This window comes from Dyella sp. GSA-30, from assembly GCF_027924605.1.
Lineage (GTDB): Bacteria > Pseudomonadota > Gammaproteobacteria > Xanthomonadales > Rhodanobacteraceae > GSA-30.
In genome coordinates this window covers 2,593,216-2,608,742 of the sequence record NZ_AP027042.1, presented here as the reverse complement: position 1 = coordinate 2,608,742, position 15,527 = coordinate 2,593,216, and the positions used below count along the sequence as shown (strand labels likewise).

Here is a 15,527-nt window from a genome sequence, read left to right as displayed (position 1 = left end):
AGAGGGAGGCGGTGGCCGGAGCGGGCACTCGTCAGGCAGCTTTCTTCTGCCCTTCGACCTTGCGATTGAGCTCATCCCAATCGACCACCAGTTCGCAGCCGCGCGACGACGCGCTGCGACTCCAATCGCGCAGTAGCTCGAGACAGGCCTGATCCACGTGATGCAGACGATCGAGCACCAGTTTCAGGCTGGTGTTGGGCGGCACCTGCTCCAGCGTACGCGCCATGCTCGGCACCTTCAGGAACGTAGCCGAACCTTCCAGATGCAACGAGGCATTGCCCGGTTCGTCGTGATGATCCAGACCGATCTTGAGCTTGGACGACAGCAACGCCAGGCGGAACAGCGACGCTGCAAAACCGATGATCACGCCAGTCAGCAGATCGGTGGCGACGATCGCCAGCGTGGTCGCCAGATAAACCACGGCCGTGCCTTTACCGTAAGCCGCGAGCGACTTCATCTGCTTCAGGTTGATCATCTTCATACCGGTGAAGACCAGGATGCCGGCCAGACAGGCCACCGGGGTCATACGCAGCAGCCACGGCAACAACAACGCAAACACCAGCATCCACGCACCGTGCAGGATGGTCGCCATGCGCGTCGCCGAACCGGCCTGTACGTTGGCAGCACTGCGAACGATCACGCCGGTCATCGGCAACGCACCCAGGAAACCGCAAAGCACATTGCCTACGCCTTGCGCGGTCAACTCACGGTCGTACTTGGTACGTGGGCCGTCATGCATGCGATCCACGGCCGCGGCAGACAACAGCGTCTCCGCACTGGCGATGAAGGCGAACGTGGCCGCTGCAATCAGCATCGACGGCTGCAACACGTTAGCGAAATCGCTCAACCCCGGCAGGCTGATGGCGGCGAACAGATTCGACGGCACGTCGACCTTGTTCACGTCGACCGCGAAGAACTGCACGATCGCCGTCAACGCAACTACTGCCAGCAAGGCACCCGGTACGAAGCGCAACTTGGCCGGACGCAGTTTTTCCCAGGCCAGCATGATCGCGATCGTGCCGACACCCACGCCGAGCGCCGCCAGATTGCCACCGCCTTCGAGGCCACGAATCGCGTTCATCATGGCGGGTGGCCATGCGGCAAAGTTTTCAAGGCCGCGCGCCTTGGGCATGGCATCGATCAACACGTGCAACTGCGATGCGACGATCAGAATGCCGATGCCCGACAACATGCCGGCGATCACCGCCGGCGACGTCATGCGGAACCATACGCCGGCGCGGCACAGGCCCGCGACGATCTGAATGACGCCGGCCAATAGGACAACCGGGCCGAGCGCAGCCATGCCATGCTCACGCACCAGCTCGAACACCAAAACCGCCAGACCGGCCGCTGGGCCGCTGACCTGCATCGGCGAGCCGGCAAAGATGCCAACCACTACGCCACCGATAATGCCGGTAATCAGCCCGGTTGCCGGCGGCATGCCCGAAGCGATGGCGATACCCATGCACAAAGGCAGCGCCACCAAAAAGACGACGACCGATCCCAACAGGTCGCGTCCAAAAAATCCATTTGAAAAATAAGCACGCATGAGAATTCCTTAGGCAGCGTTTGCCGTCGAGACAGGCGTCAGAAAACGCGCATGCGGCGTCGCCTCCGGCACCTCGCCCGAGGTCGGGTCGAGCCTGACGAAGCGACCGCCCTGCGCATCGAATGCCGTGATCTCCGCATGCTCGATGTCGTAGATCCAGCCGTGGATGCTCAGGCTCCCCGTGGCGATAGCGGCAGCGACGGCAGGCAGGGTGCGCAGATGCTCCAGCTGACCGACCACGTTTTCCTCGGTAAGGCGACGCAACGTCTCGGCATCGGTCATGGTCGCGCCGAACTCGGCAACGACATACCGAGCTACGTCGGCATGCTTGAGCCAGGCCTGCACGGAAGGCTTGTTGTGCAGCGAAGCCGGGTTCATCAATGCCTTCATCGCGCCACAATCGGAATGGCCGCAAATGACGATGTGCTGCACCTCCAGCACCTTCACGGCGTATTCGATCGCCGCGACGACACCGCTCACATGCTGGGCATAGGGCGGAACAATATTGCCGATGTTGCGGTAGACGAACAGCTCGCCCGGCTGGGCCGAGAAAATCATCTCGGGCATGACGCGCGAATCGGCACACGTAATGAACAAGGTGTGCGGGCTCTGCTTGTCGGCCAGGCGCTTGAACAGCTCACGCTGCTCGGGAAAGACTTCGCGGCGGAAAAGGTCGAAACCTTCAATCAATCGTTTCATGGTCATGATCTCGTTGGGGTACGGCAGTGGGATGTCGAACACGGTCCACGACGCGACGCGCCGATCATTCGGCGACAGCGAAAGAGGAACGTGGGGGATCGAGATAAAGGCCGAGGGCAAGACAAGCTGGCACTACGCCTGAAAGGCGTCTAGGGACTTGCTCGCAAACGTGGTACGCCGGACGGGCGCACCAAACCCTGGCTGGGGATTAGACCGATGGAGGGCGCGGAGTCAGGGCTCCGCAATGACTGAAGCCTGCGCAATGGGCAGGGTGTGGCGCATCCGCCGCACGGGGCAGTAACACCACGACAAACATATCGGGAACAATGACACTCTCGTCGACGTCGCTATTGTCGTAGACAACGCCAAACTTGCTGAGATCGCTGTGATCCTGATCTCGGCTGTCGACCTGGTCGACATGTACCGATGACGCCACTTGATCGAACATTCGCTCAAACTGACTCGATGACGCAAACATGGACGACGCCACAGCCAAAAGCATGCCCAGAAGGCATGTGAGGCAAAAGAATGTGTGGCGACGGATATGCTGCATAGCAAGAAAGCTATCTAAAGGGCGGGAGTTAGGCAACCCCCTACCTGAAAAGTTCCGGAACGAAAGTCGCAAAATCCGCATGGCCGCTGGCTTTCGGAAAATACATAAGCTACGCAAAAGCAAACACGGCGATGATGCCCACGGTATAAAACATCGCCAGCCATTCCCTCAACCGTCCCGACACCACGGCACAGCCAGGCATGCACATACTTTTGGTGGAAGACGACATCGAACTGGGAGAAGCGATCAAGCACGCGCTTGAGCATCAGTCGTATGCGGTGACCTGGCTCAAAGACGGCCGACAGGCGATGGCAGCGATGAGCGACGGCTCGATCGACCTGGTGCTGCTGGATCTTGGCCTGCCCGGCAAGGATGGCCTGGATGTATTGGCCGAAGCACGGAGAGACGGCGTAAAGACCCCCATCCTTGTCATGACCGCGCGCGACGCGTTGGAAACGCGCATCCGTGGACTCGATCTGGGTGCGGACGACTATCTGGTCAAGCCGTTCCATCTTGGCGAACTGGCGGCGCGCATCCGCTCGCTGACACGGCGCGCACAAGGCCTTGCTGACAACCTCGTGGAAGTTGGCGGCCTGCGACTGGATCTGGCGACCATGGAAGTCGCCTTCCGTGGCAAAAGTGTCACCCTCACTCGCCGCGAGTTTGCGGTGCTGCGTATCCTGATGGAGCGTGCAGGCCGCATCGTGCGCCGCGAAGCGCTGGAGAATTCCGTCTACGGCTTCGATACCGTGGTCGATCGCAACGCCATCGAAGTGCAGGTGCACTGGCTGCGACGCAAGCTGAGCGCCGATGTGATCCATACGGTCCGAGGTATCGGCTATATGATCCCGCGAGACCCCAAATGAACGACACGCCATGAAAACGGCCAGCCTGCGCACGCGCCTGACCTGGCTGATCATCGCCGTCCTGGTCGTCGTGCTGATTCCGCTGGGGACCATCAGCTACCGGCGCGAACAGCGCGAGATGAATCAGCTGCTCGATGGTCGCCTGGCACAGGCAGGTCGCACGCTGGGCAGTCTGATCGCAAGCAGCCAGACCTCCTTTCCCGCGCCTTCGTCGTCCGGCTTCACCCTGCCTAGCGATGTGCAACGCGGCAGCGTGGTTGTTTCGGTGCATCCACGCAACTACGAACCCGAGGTCGGTTTCCAGGCCTACGACCCGCGCGGCAAACTGATTGCCGCCACGGCGAACCTGGCCGACCTGGCTCCGCCGTCCGAGGCTGAGCGCGGCTTTAGCGACCTTTACCATGGCGATCATCGCTGGCGCATTTTTACGCTCAAGAACCGCTTCGGGCTGGTGATCCGCATCGGCGAGCGTTACGACAACCGGCGCGATATCACCCGCGGTCTGATCCTTGAGCACAGCCTGCCCCTGCTGATCGGGCTACCGTTGCTCGCGATCCTGGTGAGCCTGGCGGTGAAGCGCGGCCTGCGTCCGCTCGATCTGTTGACACGCCTGCTGGCCAGGCGAACGCCAGGCAGTCGTCAACCGATCTCGCTCGAACGTACGCCGCAAGAGATCAAGCCGCTGATCCTGACGCTCAACCAGCAACTGGAACGACTGGAAGACACGATCGAACGTGAGCATCGCTTTGCCAGCGATGTAGCGCATGAGCTACGCACGCCGCTGGCGGCGACCATGATCCATCTGGAAAGCGCACTCATCGCGGACAATGCCAGCGAAGTCGAGTTCACTTTGAAGAATGCGCAGCGCAGCCTGGCCAGGCTCGGCCGGCGCATCGAACAGATTCTGGCCATCGCTCGCCTGGAAGCCGGCGCTGCGTCGCAACGCCGCATGCCATTGGACCTGATTACGATTGCTACCGAGGCAGTCGAGGAACTCGCCCCGACGATTGCCGAGAAAGACATCGCCCTCAGCCTGAATCACGACGAAGGCGAACTGCGAGTATCCGGCCACGAGGTGGCGCTGACGGCCATGTTCCGCAATCTGATCGAGAACGCCCTGCGCTATGCGCCGCAGGGCGGCCAGGTCGATATCGCCGTGATGCGCGTCGATACGCTGGCGGTAATCGATATCTGCGACGACGGTCCGGGTATTCCAGCCGAACGGCGGCAAGCGGTGTTTCAGCCGTTTCATCGGGAGACGGAGAGCGCATCACAGGGATTTGGCCTGGGCCTCAGCATCGTGCAGCGTGCGGTGCAATTGCATGATGCGCAGATCGAATTGCTCGAATCTCCTGCCGGGCATGGGTTGTTGGTGCGGATTCGGATGCAGGCCTTGCCTGGTTGAACGGCGAGACGCGAGATCGTCACTGTAGGCTCGCTTCGCATCGCTCCTTGCGCCCCCTCACCCCAGCCCTCTCCCCCGGCAGAGCCAGGGAGAGGGAGCGAAATTGCGCAAGTGCGAAGCATTGAGGCTACTTCAGTCCGGCTCCCTCTCCCCTGGCTCTGCCGGGGGAGAGGGTCGGGGTGAGGGGGGCTCTTGCTCGACAGCCAAGCAACAACAAAAAAAACAAGAACCACGCACCCGCAACCCAAAAGGTTTCCACAAGCATCGAAACCCATCATGGCCCTGGGTACTTCCGCCCGAAGCACGCCAGACATAAAGCCGATGACCCGCTCATGGTTCACCCGCACGGATAACCCATCGGTTGTCACGTTCGCGTCACACAAGCTCGTATCGAAGCGCCGCACATGCTAGCGCTCGTCCGCATCGCCCTTTCCAAGCCGTACACCTTCATCGTGCTGGCCCTGGTCATCCTGATCGCCGGCCCGTTGGCAGCGTTACGCACGCCGACCGACATTTTTCCAAACATCGGCATTCCGGTTATCAGCGTGGTGTGGAGCTATAACGGCCTGCCGCCAGACCAGATGTCCGGCCGTGTGATCTATTACTACGAGCGCCAGCTGACCACGGCGGTTAACGATATCGAGCATATCGAATCGCAGTCGCTGCCCGGCGTGGGTATCGTGAAGATCTTTTTCCAACCGGGTGTGGACATTCGCACCGCCACCGCGCAGGTCACCTCGATCTCGCAGACGGTGGTCAAGCAGATGCCGCCAGGTATCACGCCACCGCAGATCCTCAACTACAACGCTTCGACCGTACCTGTTCTGCAAATGGCGCTGTCCAGCTCTGAACTGTCCGAAGCCACTATCCGCGACATCGCGCAGAACTTCATGCGCCCCACGCTGATCTCCGTGCCCGGCGTGGCGATTCCCACGCCTTACGGCGGCAAGCAGAAGCAGGTCACGCTGGATCTCAACCCGCAAGCACTGGCGGCCAAAGGCCTTTCCGCACAGGACGTCGGCAATGCGCTCAACGCGCAGAACCAGATCATTCCGGTCGGCACCGCCAAGATCGGCACCTACGAATATCACGTTCAGCTCAACAATAGCCCTACGTTGATCGACGAACTCAATCGCCTGCCGATCAAGACCGTCAACGGCGCGACCATCACCATTGGCGATGTGGCCCATGTTCGTGACGGCGCGCCGCCGCAGAACAACATCGTGCGCGTGGACGGCAAACGCGCCGTACTGATGCCGGCGTTGAAGAATGGCAATGCATCGACGCTCGACGTGGTAGCCGGCATCAAGAAGCTGTTGCCATTGATCCAGGAGACGCAACCGAAATCACTGAAGATGAACCTGCTTGCCGACCAGTCGCTGTTCGTCAAGGCGGCGATCAGCTCGGTGGCTCGCGAAGGCATCATCGCGGCCTTGCTGACGTCGGTGATGATCCTGTTGTTCCTGGGCAGCTGGCGTTCGACCGTCATCATCGCGCTGTCAATTCCATTATCGATCCTGTCGGCCATCGCCCTGCTCGCCACCTTCGGCCAGACCCTCAATGTGATGACGCTCGGCGGCCTGGCCTTGGCGGTGGGTATTCTCGTCGACGACGCTACGGTGACGATCGAGAACATCAACTGGCATCTCGAACAGGGCAAGGACGTGATGACGGCCATCATGGATGGCGCCAAGCAGATCGTGACGCCCGCCTTCGTTTCGCTGCTGTGTATCTGCATCGTCTTCGTGCCGATGTTCATGCTAAACGGCATCGCCGGCTTCCTGTTCCGGCCGATGGCGCTGGCGGTGATCTTCGCCATGGCCTCCTCGTTCGTGCTGTCGCGCACCCTGGTACCGACGCTGGCGATGTTCCTGCTCAAGCCGCATCGCACCGAAAACGGCCCAGGCGACCATCCGGAAGATCCTTACATCAACCACCACGAGGGCGATCAACACCCACCGCGCAAGCGCAATGCATTCGTGCATGCCCTGGTGCGCTTTCAACACGGCTTCGAACAACGCTTCACGCGCATACGCGACGTCTACTACGCCACGCTGACGGTGGCATTGGATAACCGCAAACGCTTCATCATGGGCTTCCTGGCTTTCGTGCTGGTGTCGTTCGCACTGGTACCCACACTGGGGCGCGATTTCTTCCCTGCAATCGATTCGGACTCGATTGCGATGCACGTGCGCGCACCAATGGGCACACGCGTCGAAGAGACCGCGGCGGAGTTCGATCGCATCGAGCGCGCCGTGCGGCAGGTGATTCCGCCCGATCAGCTCGACACCGTGATCGACAACATCGGCCTGCCGTTGAGCGGCACCAACCTGGTTTACAACAGCAGTGGCACCATCGGACCGCAGGATGGCGACATTCAGATCGTCCTCAAGAGCGATCACCAGCCCAGCGCCGATTTCGTCAAGACGCTGCGCGAGAAACTGCCGCGCCAGTTCCCGGGTACGCAATTTGCGTTCCTTCCCGCGGACATGACCAGCCAGATTCTCAACTTTGGCGCGCCCGCCCCGCTGGACGTGTCCATTGCCGGCCGCGATCGGATCGCCAACGAAGACTACGCGATGGAGATCATGAAGAAGATGCGCGCGATTCCCGGCATCGCCGACGTGCGCCTGCAACAGAGTTCGAGCTACCCACAGTTGAACGTGAAAGTAGATCGTATCCGTGCCGACAGTCTGGGCATTACCGAACGCGATGTCACCAACAGCATGGTCGCTTCGTTGGCCGGCAGTTCGCAGGTGGCGCCGGCGTTCTGGCTGAACCCCAAGAATGGCGTGTCGTACGCGATCGTCGCGGCGACGCCGCAATACCTGATGGACTCGATGGCCGATCTGACCGGCTTGCCGGTGACCTCGGCCAATGATCACGCGACACAGATTCTCGGCGGCCTGGCGTCGTTCACGCGCGGCCCCAGCGAAGCGGTGGTCTCGCACTACAACATCATGCCTTCCTACGACATCTACGCAGCGATTCAGGGGCGCGATCTCGGCGGCGTCGCGCACGACGTGCAGAAGGTGCTGAACGATTTCGCCCAGACCCGGCCCAAAGGTACGCTGGTGAGCCTGCACGGCCAGGTCGGCACCATGAACGAAGCCTTCGGCGGCCTTATCTTCGGCCTCGTCGGCGCAATCGTGCTGATCTATCTGCTGATTGTGGTCAATTTCCAATCGTGGCTCGACCCGTTCGTCATCATTACCGCATTGCCCGCGGCGCTCGCCGGCATCGTATGGATGTTGTTCCTCAGCCATACCAGCCTGTCGGTGCCAGCATTGACCGGGGCGATCATGTGCATGGGTGTCGCTACCGCCAACTCGATTCTCGTAGTGAGCTTCTGCCGCGAACGGCTTGCCGAACACGGCGATCCGCTCAAGGCCGCATTGGAAGCCGGCTTCACGCGATTCCGTCCGGTATGCATGACGGCGCTGGCGATGGTCATCGGCATGTTGCCGATGGCGCTCAGCCAGGAACAGAACTCGCCTCTGGGACGAGCGGTCATCGGCGGCCTGCTGTTCGCCACGTTTGCCACGCTGCTGTTCGTACCGGTGATCTTCTCGATCGTGCATGGCCGCACCGCGCCGGCGCCTGCCACACCTCGTCTACTCGGAGATACTCCCCATGTCGCATGACGCCATCGCCGCGACACCCACGCGCCCGCCACGCCTTCGCCTGGCCATCACCATCGGGTTGGGCCTGGCCGTTGCCGCGGTGGTAATCGGGCTTTCCCTGCGCAGCGTCGAATCGCGCAACCTGGTCAAATGGACCGACGCGCAACTGGTGCCGACCGTGCAGACGATCGAGGCGGCCACCAGCGGCGGCGCGCAAAGCATGACCCTGCCCGGCCATCTCGACGCATGGATCAGCGCACCGATCCATGCGCGTGTCGGCGGCTACCTGAAAAGCTGGAACGCCGATATCGGCGACAAGGTCAAGGCCGGCGATGTGCTGGGCGTGATCGATACGCCCGAACTGGATCAGCAATATGAACAGGCCAAGGCCGGGCTCGTTCGCGCGCAGGCGAACGTGCGTCTTGCCGAGACCACTGCAACGCGCTGGCAAAACTTGCTGCAATCGCGCTCGGTGTCCAAACAGGAGTCCGACGAAAAAGCCAGTGAGGCCGAGAGCGCACGCGCCAACGTGCTCGCCGCCAAGGCGGATGTCGATCGCATCGCGGCGCTGGAATCGTTCAAGCGAATTACCGCGCCGTTCGACGGCACGGTGACTACCCGGCATACGGATATCGGCGACCTGATCTCCGCAAACAACGAAAACGGACAGCCGCTTTTCACCGTGGCCGATACCAGCAAGATGCGCCTGTATGCGGAAGTGCCACAGGGCTACGCGTCATCGATCAAACCGGGCATGCAAGTGGAGCTCACCGTCCTGGGCCACGGCGGCGAAACCGTCACCGGCACACTGATAGGCAACTCCAGCGCGATCAATCAATCTTCCGGCACACTGCTGGCGCAGTTTCGCGTAGACAATCCGCGCAACGATCTCCTCCCCGGCGATTTCGCCGAAGTGCATCTGCCGCTCAGCAGCGACCCGCGCACCGTTACCGTGCCGGCCACCACCTTGCTGTTCCGCGCCGCAGGCCCACAGATCGCGGTTATCGGCAAAAACCATCGCGTAGAGCTTCGCGATGTGCACATTGCCATGGATTTGGGCGATCGCCTGCAGATCGATCACGGTCTTGTGCGCGGCGATCGCATCATCGACCACCCCTCCGATTCGCTGATGCAGGGCGATCAAGTGCAGGAAGCATCCCAGCCCCAGGAGCAAGGTCATGCCAAGGCGAACTGAATCGGCAGGCTTGCCATGGCGCGCCTTGTCGCTAGCCACGCTGTTGACGCTGGGCGGCTGCTCGCTCGCCCCGACCTATCAGCGTCCGGACATGGGCAAGCTGCCTGATGCGTACCAGGGTGCGGCCACGCCCGATGGCTGGGCTATCGCAGCGCCGGGCGATACCGCCTCGCGTGGCGACTGGTGGACGGTCTATGGCGATCCGGGCCTGAACACACTGGAGGACCGGCTCAACAAGAACAATCCGAACATCGCCGTCGCGCTGGCCCGCTACGAAGCCTCGCGTGCCTTCGAGCAGCAATTACATGCCAGCGCCGTACCGCATGCCGGCGTATCGGCCAGCCCGACCAACAACCGCCAGTCCGATAACCGCCCGACACGCGGTGCCAACCAGCCCAACGAATACGACGGCGATACGCTGCAGTTTTCCGCCGACTACGAACTGGATCTGTGGGGACGCATCCGCAACGAAATCGCCGCAGGACACGCGCAGAGCGATGCTGCAGCGGCGGACCTTGCATCGGCACAGCTCAGTCTGCAGGCGCAACTGGCCGACCTGTACATCAAGCTGCGCGGCTACGACATGCAGGCGCGAATCCTGCGCGACTCGCTCGATGCCTACCGGCAAAGCCAGGATATGACAGAGCAGCGCATGGAGGGCGGCGTGTCATCGGGCCTGGATGTTGCGCGCGCGAATGCGCAATACGCCGACGCGCAGGCGCAAACCTCCGAGCTGCGCGCACAGCGCGCGCTCACCGTGCACGCGATCGCGGCGTTGATCGGCGAACCGGCGTCGAATTTTTCGCTCCCCGAGCAAGCCGAATCCCTCGCCATTCCCGCTATCCCTCTTGGCGTTCCTTCGACGCTGCTGCAGCGACGCCCCGATATCGCCTCGGCGGAACGACGAACGTTCGCGGCCAACGCCAATATCGGCGTAGCGCGAGCGGCTTTCTTCCCCACACTCAGCCTCAGCGCGGCATTCGGCTGGCAGGATACCGGCCATGGCAACCTGTTGAGCGTGGGTAACCGCTTCTGGGCGTTGGGGCCCATCGCTTCGCTGAATCTTTTCGACGGTGGTCTACGGCGCGCACGTCTGGCCCAGGCGCGGGCAGAGCTCGACGCATCGTCGGGCCAGTATCGCGCTGTCGTACTGCATGCATTCCAGCAGGTCGAAGACGACCTGTCGCTATTGCAGGAGCTCGGCCGCGAAGCGATGCAGGAAGACACCGCCGCCGCCGCCGCCAAGGAATCGCAGACACTTGCCACCAACCGCTACAAGGAAGGCGTGGTGAGTTATCTCGACGTGACCAGCGCTCAAACCAGCGCATTGCAGGCGGAACGCACGGCAGAGTTGGTACGCACACGGAGACTGCAGGCAAGCGTGGACCTGATCCGGGCATTGGGCGGTGGATGGAACGTCACAGCGCTTGCGGAAGGACCGGCGCCCGCGCCTTGACGCTTCGCATGCGTGCGGTGCCCAGTGAAAAAGCGTCGCAAAGCCGTGGTTGCCCGGCGGAAAAATACCGATGAAGACTTGTCTTTCAGGCTGAAAAACGCGGTCTTTTCCTTCACCGCGGCCTCGATCTCGAGAGGCCACGCTCCAACATAAGCGAAACCGCCGGAGCCTATGCACGTCTCCGCGAGAAGTAGTCGCTTTCTTACAAAGACGCTTCGCCAGCGCCTACATGCCATAAGCGTAACCGACTCGGCGGCCGGACCGAAAACCTGTCAAGCAGTCCATCAACGAGACAGGAGTCCACAAAATGAGCACTCGACGTGCGCAACTCGCGCAGCCTTTGCGCCTATCCGACAAGCATGTTCATGCGGCCACCACCGTCGAAACGGCCGGCGACCGACGAGCTGACCATGTCGGCCATCCCAATGTCGCTTTCTTCCCATTAGACCGATCAGCAGATCCCTTCCGCGAACTTTCTCCGTGGGATCGCGAGCAATTCCACGCCTTCGGCTTGGGTGCAAGCGTGCAGCCGCGCTTCTCCACGATTTCCGAGGCCATTGCTTATCAAGCCAGAACCCAGCCGCACGCCATCGCGGCGACATATCTTGGAAAAAGTCTGACATACGCGCAGCTCGACGCTGCCGCGGACAGACTGGCAACACGTCTGTACGACAGCGGCGTGCGGAGAGGCGACGCGGTTTGCCTTTTTTTGAAGCGCTCGTTGCCCATGCTGGTCGGTATCGTCGCGACACTGCGTCTTGGCGCCGCCTATGTGCCGCAGCACGTCGGCGTCGCGCCCCCGGACATGCTCAAGCACATCTCCGCGACCGTAAATGCAAAGGTTATTCTGACCATGCGCGAGCTGAGCGCGAACCTTCCGGCCGATGCCCAGCGACAGATCATCTGCATCGAAGATGTCATGGCCGAGGCAAGCTCCACGCCGTTGCCGGACGATAGGAAAGACGTCGCGCATCCTGATGATGTGGCGATCATTCTCTTTACCTCAGGAACCACCGGCGTCCCCAATGGGGTGCGAGTGACCCATCGGAATCTGTGCAATATCCTGCAGACGTCACCCGGCGATCTTGGCATGCGTCCTGGCGTGAAAGTCGGCCAGGTCCTGTCCATCGCCTTCGATATGGCGGCGTGGGAGACGTTGGGAGCCTTGTCCAATGGAGCGTCGCTGGTGATCCGCGACAAGTCCATTCAGGACACCGCGGAAAAAGTCGACATACTCATTGCGACACCGTCCATTCTCGCATCGCTGGATATCGAACGATGCCGCCACATCGAGAGCGTCGCCGTTGCAGGAGAGCCGTGCCCTCGCCCGCTGGCGGATGCGTGGTCGTCGTTCTGCCATTTCTACAACTCCTGCGGCCCGACCGAGACCACCATCGTCAATACCATGGAGAAACATCATCCAGCCAAGCCGGTTCTGTCCATTGGCCGTCCGACGCCAAACAATACCGTTTACATACTGGATGACGATCTCAATGCGCTGCCCATGGGCGCAACGGGCGAAATGTGGGCGGGTGGCGATTGCGTTACCGCCGGTTACCTGGACAACTCATCGCTGACTACAGAGCGCTATCGCCCCGACCCCTTCCGGCCCGGCCACATGATGTTTCGCACACGTGATCTGGGGCGCTGGACGATTGACGGCGAACTGGAGCATTTGGGCAGAACCGACGACGTCGTGAAAATCCGGGGCTTCCGTGTCGAATTGCAGGCCGTCACCTCCGTGCTCGAAAGCGCCGGCTGCAAACAGGCCGTCACGCTCAAGCTCAACGATCGTCACTTGGTCAGCTTCGCCACACCCGCTTCGATCGACGTCAACGGAGCGCTGCACAGCGTCGCTACCGCGCTGCCTTACTATTACGTACCCGTCATGCTGCTTCCGCTCGATGCCTTGCCGCACACCTCGCGCGGCAAGCTGGACAAGCGCCTGCTGCTGGCCATGGCGAACAAGCATCTGCAAGCCAACGATGCGAGAGTCGCCGGATGAACGTGCAGGCATCCGAGCTTTCCATGGGCGCCAGACATTGGCGACGCGTCACGCGACATCCCGCATTGATGGAATATCGCCGACTGAACTTTCTGGTCGCCATCGTCAATATCGCCGTATTCGCGAACGGCTGGCTCAATCAGGCTTCGGCTGCAGAACAAGGCTATGCCTTGCAATCCATTGCGGACATGGCGCTGATCAATCTAAGCATCGCCATATTGATTCGTCAGCAACGCGTCATCAACGCATTGTTCTGGCTTGCCACACGCATCCCTACGACCTGGCCTCTATGGATCCGTTGGGGCGCAGGCAAGGTCTTCCATTTTGGCGGTCTGCACTCGGCTTCCGCCGTAGCAGGAAGCGCCTGGTTCGGGTTCCTGCTTTGGGCCATGGTCGCCAATCGGCTCAATGGCGCCAGCGCGCCATCGAATCTGACTTTGGCGTCGAGTGCATTGATGCTGGGCCTGATGGTGGCCATGATTGTTTCGGCCATGGCGCCGATGCGCCAACGTTTTCACGATGTATTTGAACAGGTGCATCGCATCGCGGGCTGGTCCGTGCTCATCCTGTTCTGGATCCAAACCGTCTCCATAGTGAGCGACTTCCATGGCGATCTGCTGCATAGTCCCGCGTTCTGGATGCTGTGCCTGCTCACGCTGTCCATTGCATCGCCATGGCTCACCCTGAAAAAAGTCGATGTGAACATCGTCAGGCCATCGCAGCATGTGGCGTTGACCCGCTTCGACTACGGCGACACCCCATTTTCCGGAAGCTCCAACGCCATCAGCCTGACGCCCTTTGGCCAATATCACGCATTTGCCAATGTCCCGACCCCCGGCCAGGCCGGTTATCGACTGGTGATCAGTCGAGCCGGCGACTGGACCGGCCGGTTCATCGACAACCCGCCCGACAAGGTCTGGGTCAAGGGCATCACCACATCGGGCGTAGCCAGGATCGAAGTACTGTTTCGTCGCGTGGTTTACGTTGGAACAGGCTCCGGCATCGGCCCCATCCTTCCTCATCTGTTCGAGGGTCGTGTGCCGTGCCGCTTGATCTGGTCAACGCGCTCACCGCGCAACACATATGGCGATGCGTTGGTTGATGAAATCCTCGCACACACGGACAGCTCGCTGATCTGGGACACCAACGAGAGAGGCAAACCGGATCTCACGATGCTGGCTTTGCAGGCAGTACGCGAAACATCGGCCGAAGCCGTCATCGTGATCTCCAATCAGAAACTGACACGCCGGGTCGTGCACGATCTCGAAAGCCTCGGCATCCCCGCGTTCGGGGCCATCTGGGACAGCTAATGCGATACGAAACCATAGAGACTGAAGTAAATGCCGGCGTTGCCACCATCGTCCTCAACCGCCCTCGTCGGCTCAATGCGCTGAACACGCAGTTGATGAAGGATTTGCTGGCCGCAGCAACCGCGTTCGATGCCGATCCGCGCATCGGCTGCCTGATCATCACGGGTAACGAACGGATCTTCTCCGCTGGAGCGGATATCGGCGAGCTGGCCGATCAATCCTACATCTCGATGCAGGCTGCCGATTTTTTCGGCGACTGGGACCGGTTCGCCGCGCTTCGATTACCCAAGGTGGCTGCTGTATCCGGCGATGCGCTAGGCGGCGGTTGCGAGCTGGCCATGATGTGCGACCTGATTCTTGCCGCCGACACCGCGCGCTTCGGGCAACCGGAAGTCAAGATTGGCTGCATCCCCGGAATCGGCGGCTCGCAGCGCCTCACCCGTCTGGTCGGTCGTGCACAGGCAATGGACATGATACTGACCGGCCGCCTGATCGATGCGCAGGAAGCCTTGCGCATCGGCTTGGTCAGTCGCGTCATGCCGGCCGGCGATCTGGCCAAGGCCGCCCAGGCCGTCGCGCACCAGGTGGCCGGATACCCGCGAGACATCGTGCAGATGGCCAGGACCAGCGTAAACATGGCCGAGCAGGTCGGCCTCGAGCCAGGCATGCGCTTCGAGCGGCAGATGTATTACGCGCTCTACGGACATCCGGCGCAACGCGAAGGCATGTCCGCATTTCTGGAAAAACGCGAGCCGCGCTTCGGCAACGCCCCGTCAGACGCGGCCAGCATCCTGGCCGCCTGAGCGGCGCTCCCGCAAAAAAGCAAACGGCGGGCAAAGCCCGCCGTTTTCCATCCATGGGTCGAA

The 15,527-nt window shown here is 61.3% G+C and carries 11 protein-coding genes; 8 read left to right on the top strand and 3 right to left on the bottom strand.

Features of this window, described 5'->3' with window-relative positions:
* Nucleotides 1-31: 31 nt before the first annotated feature.
* The 3 genes from QMG46_RS11455 to QMG46_RS11445 form a co-directional block, all read right to left on the bottom strand.
* Complete coding sequence (locus tag QMG46_RS11455; protein WP_281852640.1) at nucleotides 32-1,549, bottom strand: SulP family inorganic anion transporter; 1,518 nt, start codon at nucleotides 1,547-1,549, stop codon at nucleotides 32-34.
* A gap of 9 nt (nucleotides 1,550-1,558) precedes the next feature.
* Nucleotides 1,559-2,248 carry a carbonic anhydrase gene (locus QMG46_RS11450; RefSeq protein ID WP_281852639.1) on the bottom strand — a complete coding sequence of 230 codons (690 nt, stop codon included), beginning with the start codon at nucleotides 2,246-2,248 and terminating at the stop codon, nucleotides 1,559-1,561.
* A 208-nt stretch (nucleotides 2,249-2,456) separates the two neighbouring features.
* Nucleotides 2,457-2,696: a hypothetical protein gene (locus tag QMG46_RS11445; RefSeq protein ID WP_281852638.1), complete on the bottom strand. Its 240-nt coding sequence runs from the start codon at nucleotides 2,694-2,696 to the stop codon at nucleotides 2,457-2,459.
* A 305-nt stretch (nucleotides 2,697-3,001) separates the two neighbouring features.
* On the opposite strand from QMG46_RS11445, the gene QMG46_RS11440 reads away from it, so the two are divergent.
* The 8 genes from QMG46_RS11440 (at nucleotide 3,002) to QMG46_RS11405 (ending at nucleotide 15,464) form a co-directional block, all read left to right on the top strand.
* Nucleotides 3,002-3,667, top strand: coding sequence for a response regulator (locus QMG46_RS11440; protein ID WP_281852637.1), 666 nt, complete (start codon nucleotides 3,002-3,004; stop codon nucleotides 3,665-3,667).
* 10 nt (nucleotides 3,668-3,677) lie between these two features.
* A complete protein-coding gene (locus QMG46_RS11435) occupies nucleotides 3,678-5,072 on the top strand; it encodes a sensor histidine kinase (protein ID WP_281852636.1) in 1,395 nt (464 codons plus the stop codon).
* A 404-nt stretch (nucleotides 5,073-5,476) separates the two neighbouring features.
* Nucleotides 5,477-8,716, top strand: coding sequence for an efflux RND transporter permease subunit (locus tag QMG46_RS11430; RefSeq protein ID WP_281852635.1), 3,240 nt, complete (start codon nucleotides 5,477-5,479; stop codon nucleotides 8,714-8,716).
* Entirely contained in the window at nucleotides 8,706-9,890 is a 1,185-nt protein-coding gene (locus tag QMG46_RS11425; protein WP_281852634.1) for an efflux RND transporter periplasmic adaptor subunit, read from the top strand. The genes QMG46_RS11430 and QMG46_RS11425 overlap by 11 nt, the downstream gene beginning before the upstream one ends.
* Complete coding sequence (locus QMG46_RS11420) at nucleotides 9,874-11,346, top strand: efflux transporter outer membrane subunit (RefSeq protein WP_281852633.1); 1,473 nt, start codon at nucleotides 9,874-9,876, stop codon at nucleotides 11,344-11,346. Before QMG46_RS11425 ends, QMG46_RS11420 begins: the two co-directional genes overlap by 17 nt.
* Nucleotides 11,347-11,653: 307 nt before the next feature.
* On the top strand, nucleotides 11,654-13,351 hold the full coding sequence (locus tag QMG46_RS11415) for an AMP-binding protein (protein WP_281852632.1): 1,698 nt from the start codon (nucleotides 11,654-11,656) through the stop codon (nucleotides 13,349-13,351).
* Nucleotides 13,348-14,661 carry an FNR domain-containing protein gene (locus tag QMG46_RS11410; protein ID WP_281852630.1) on the top strand — a complete coding sequence of 438 codons (1,314 nt, stop codon included), beginning with the start codon at nucleotides 13,348-13,350 and terminating at the stop codon, nucleotides 14,659-14,661. Before QMG46_RS11415 ends, QMG46_RS11410 begins: the two co-directional genes overlap by 4 nt.
* Nucleotides 14,661-15,464 carry an enoyl-CoA hydratase-related protein gene (locus QMG46_RS11405; RefSeq protein WP_281852629.1) on the top strand — a complete coding sequence of 268 codons (804 nt, stop codon included), beginning with the start codon at nucleotides 14,661-14,663 and terminating at the stop codon, nucleotides 15,462-15,464. The genes QMG46_RS11410 and QMG46_RS11405 overlap by 1 nt, the downstream gene beginning before the upstream one ends.
* The last annotated feature ends 63 nt before the right edge of the window (nucleotides 15,465-15,527 follow it).

What these genes read in the sequence shown, in the direction of transcription:
- QMG46_RS11435 (WP_281852636.1), top strand. Translation starts at nt 3,678, where the DNA reads ATGAAAACGGCCAGCCTGCGCACGCGCCTGACCTGGCTGATCATCGCC.
- QMG46_RS11410 (WP_281852630.1), top strand. Translation starts at nt 13,348, where the DNA reads ATGAACGTGCAGGCATCCGAGCTTTCCATGGGCGCCAGACATTGGCGA.
- QMG46_RS11430 (WP_281852635.1), top strand. Translation starts at nt 5,477, where the DNA reads ATGCTAGCGCTCGTCCGCATCGCCCTTTCCAAGCCGTACACCTTCATC.
- QMG46_RS11455 (WP_281852640.1), bottom strand. Translation starts at nt 1,549, where the DNA reads ATGCGTGCTTATTTTTCAAATGGATTTTTTGGACGCGACCTGTTGGGA.
- QMG46_RS11405 (WP_281852629.1), top strand. Translation starts at nt 14,661, where the DNA reads ATGCGATACGAAACCATAGAGACTGAAGTAAATGCCGGCGTTGCCACC.
- QMG46_RS11415 (WP_281852632.1), top strand. Translation starts at nt 11,654, where the DNA reads ATGAGCACTCGACGTGCGCAACTCGCGCAGCCTTTGCGCCTATCCGAC.
- QMG46_RS11440 (WP_281852637.1), top strand. Translation starts at nt 3,002, where the DNA reads ATGCACATACTTTTGGTGGAAGACGACATCGAACTGGGAGAAGCGATC.
- QMG46_RS11450 (WP_281852639.1), bottom strand. Translation starts at nt 2,248, where the DNA reads ATGAAACGATTGATTGAAGGTTTCGACCTTTTCCGCCGCGAAGTCTTT.
- QMG46_RS11425 (WP_281852634.1), top strand. Translation starts at nt 8,706, where the DNA reads ATGTCGCATGACGCCATCGCCGCGACACCCACGCGCCCGCCACGCCTT.
- QMG46_RS11445 (WP_281852638.1), bottom strand. Translation starts at nt 2,696, where the DNA reads ATGTTCGATCAAGTGGCGTCATCGGTACATGTCGACCAGGTCGACAGC.
- QMG46_RS11420 (WP_281852633.1), top strand. Translation starts at nt 9,874, where the DNA reads ATGCCAAGGCGAACTGAATCGGCAGGCTTGCCATGGCGCGCCTTGTCG.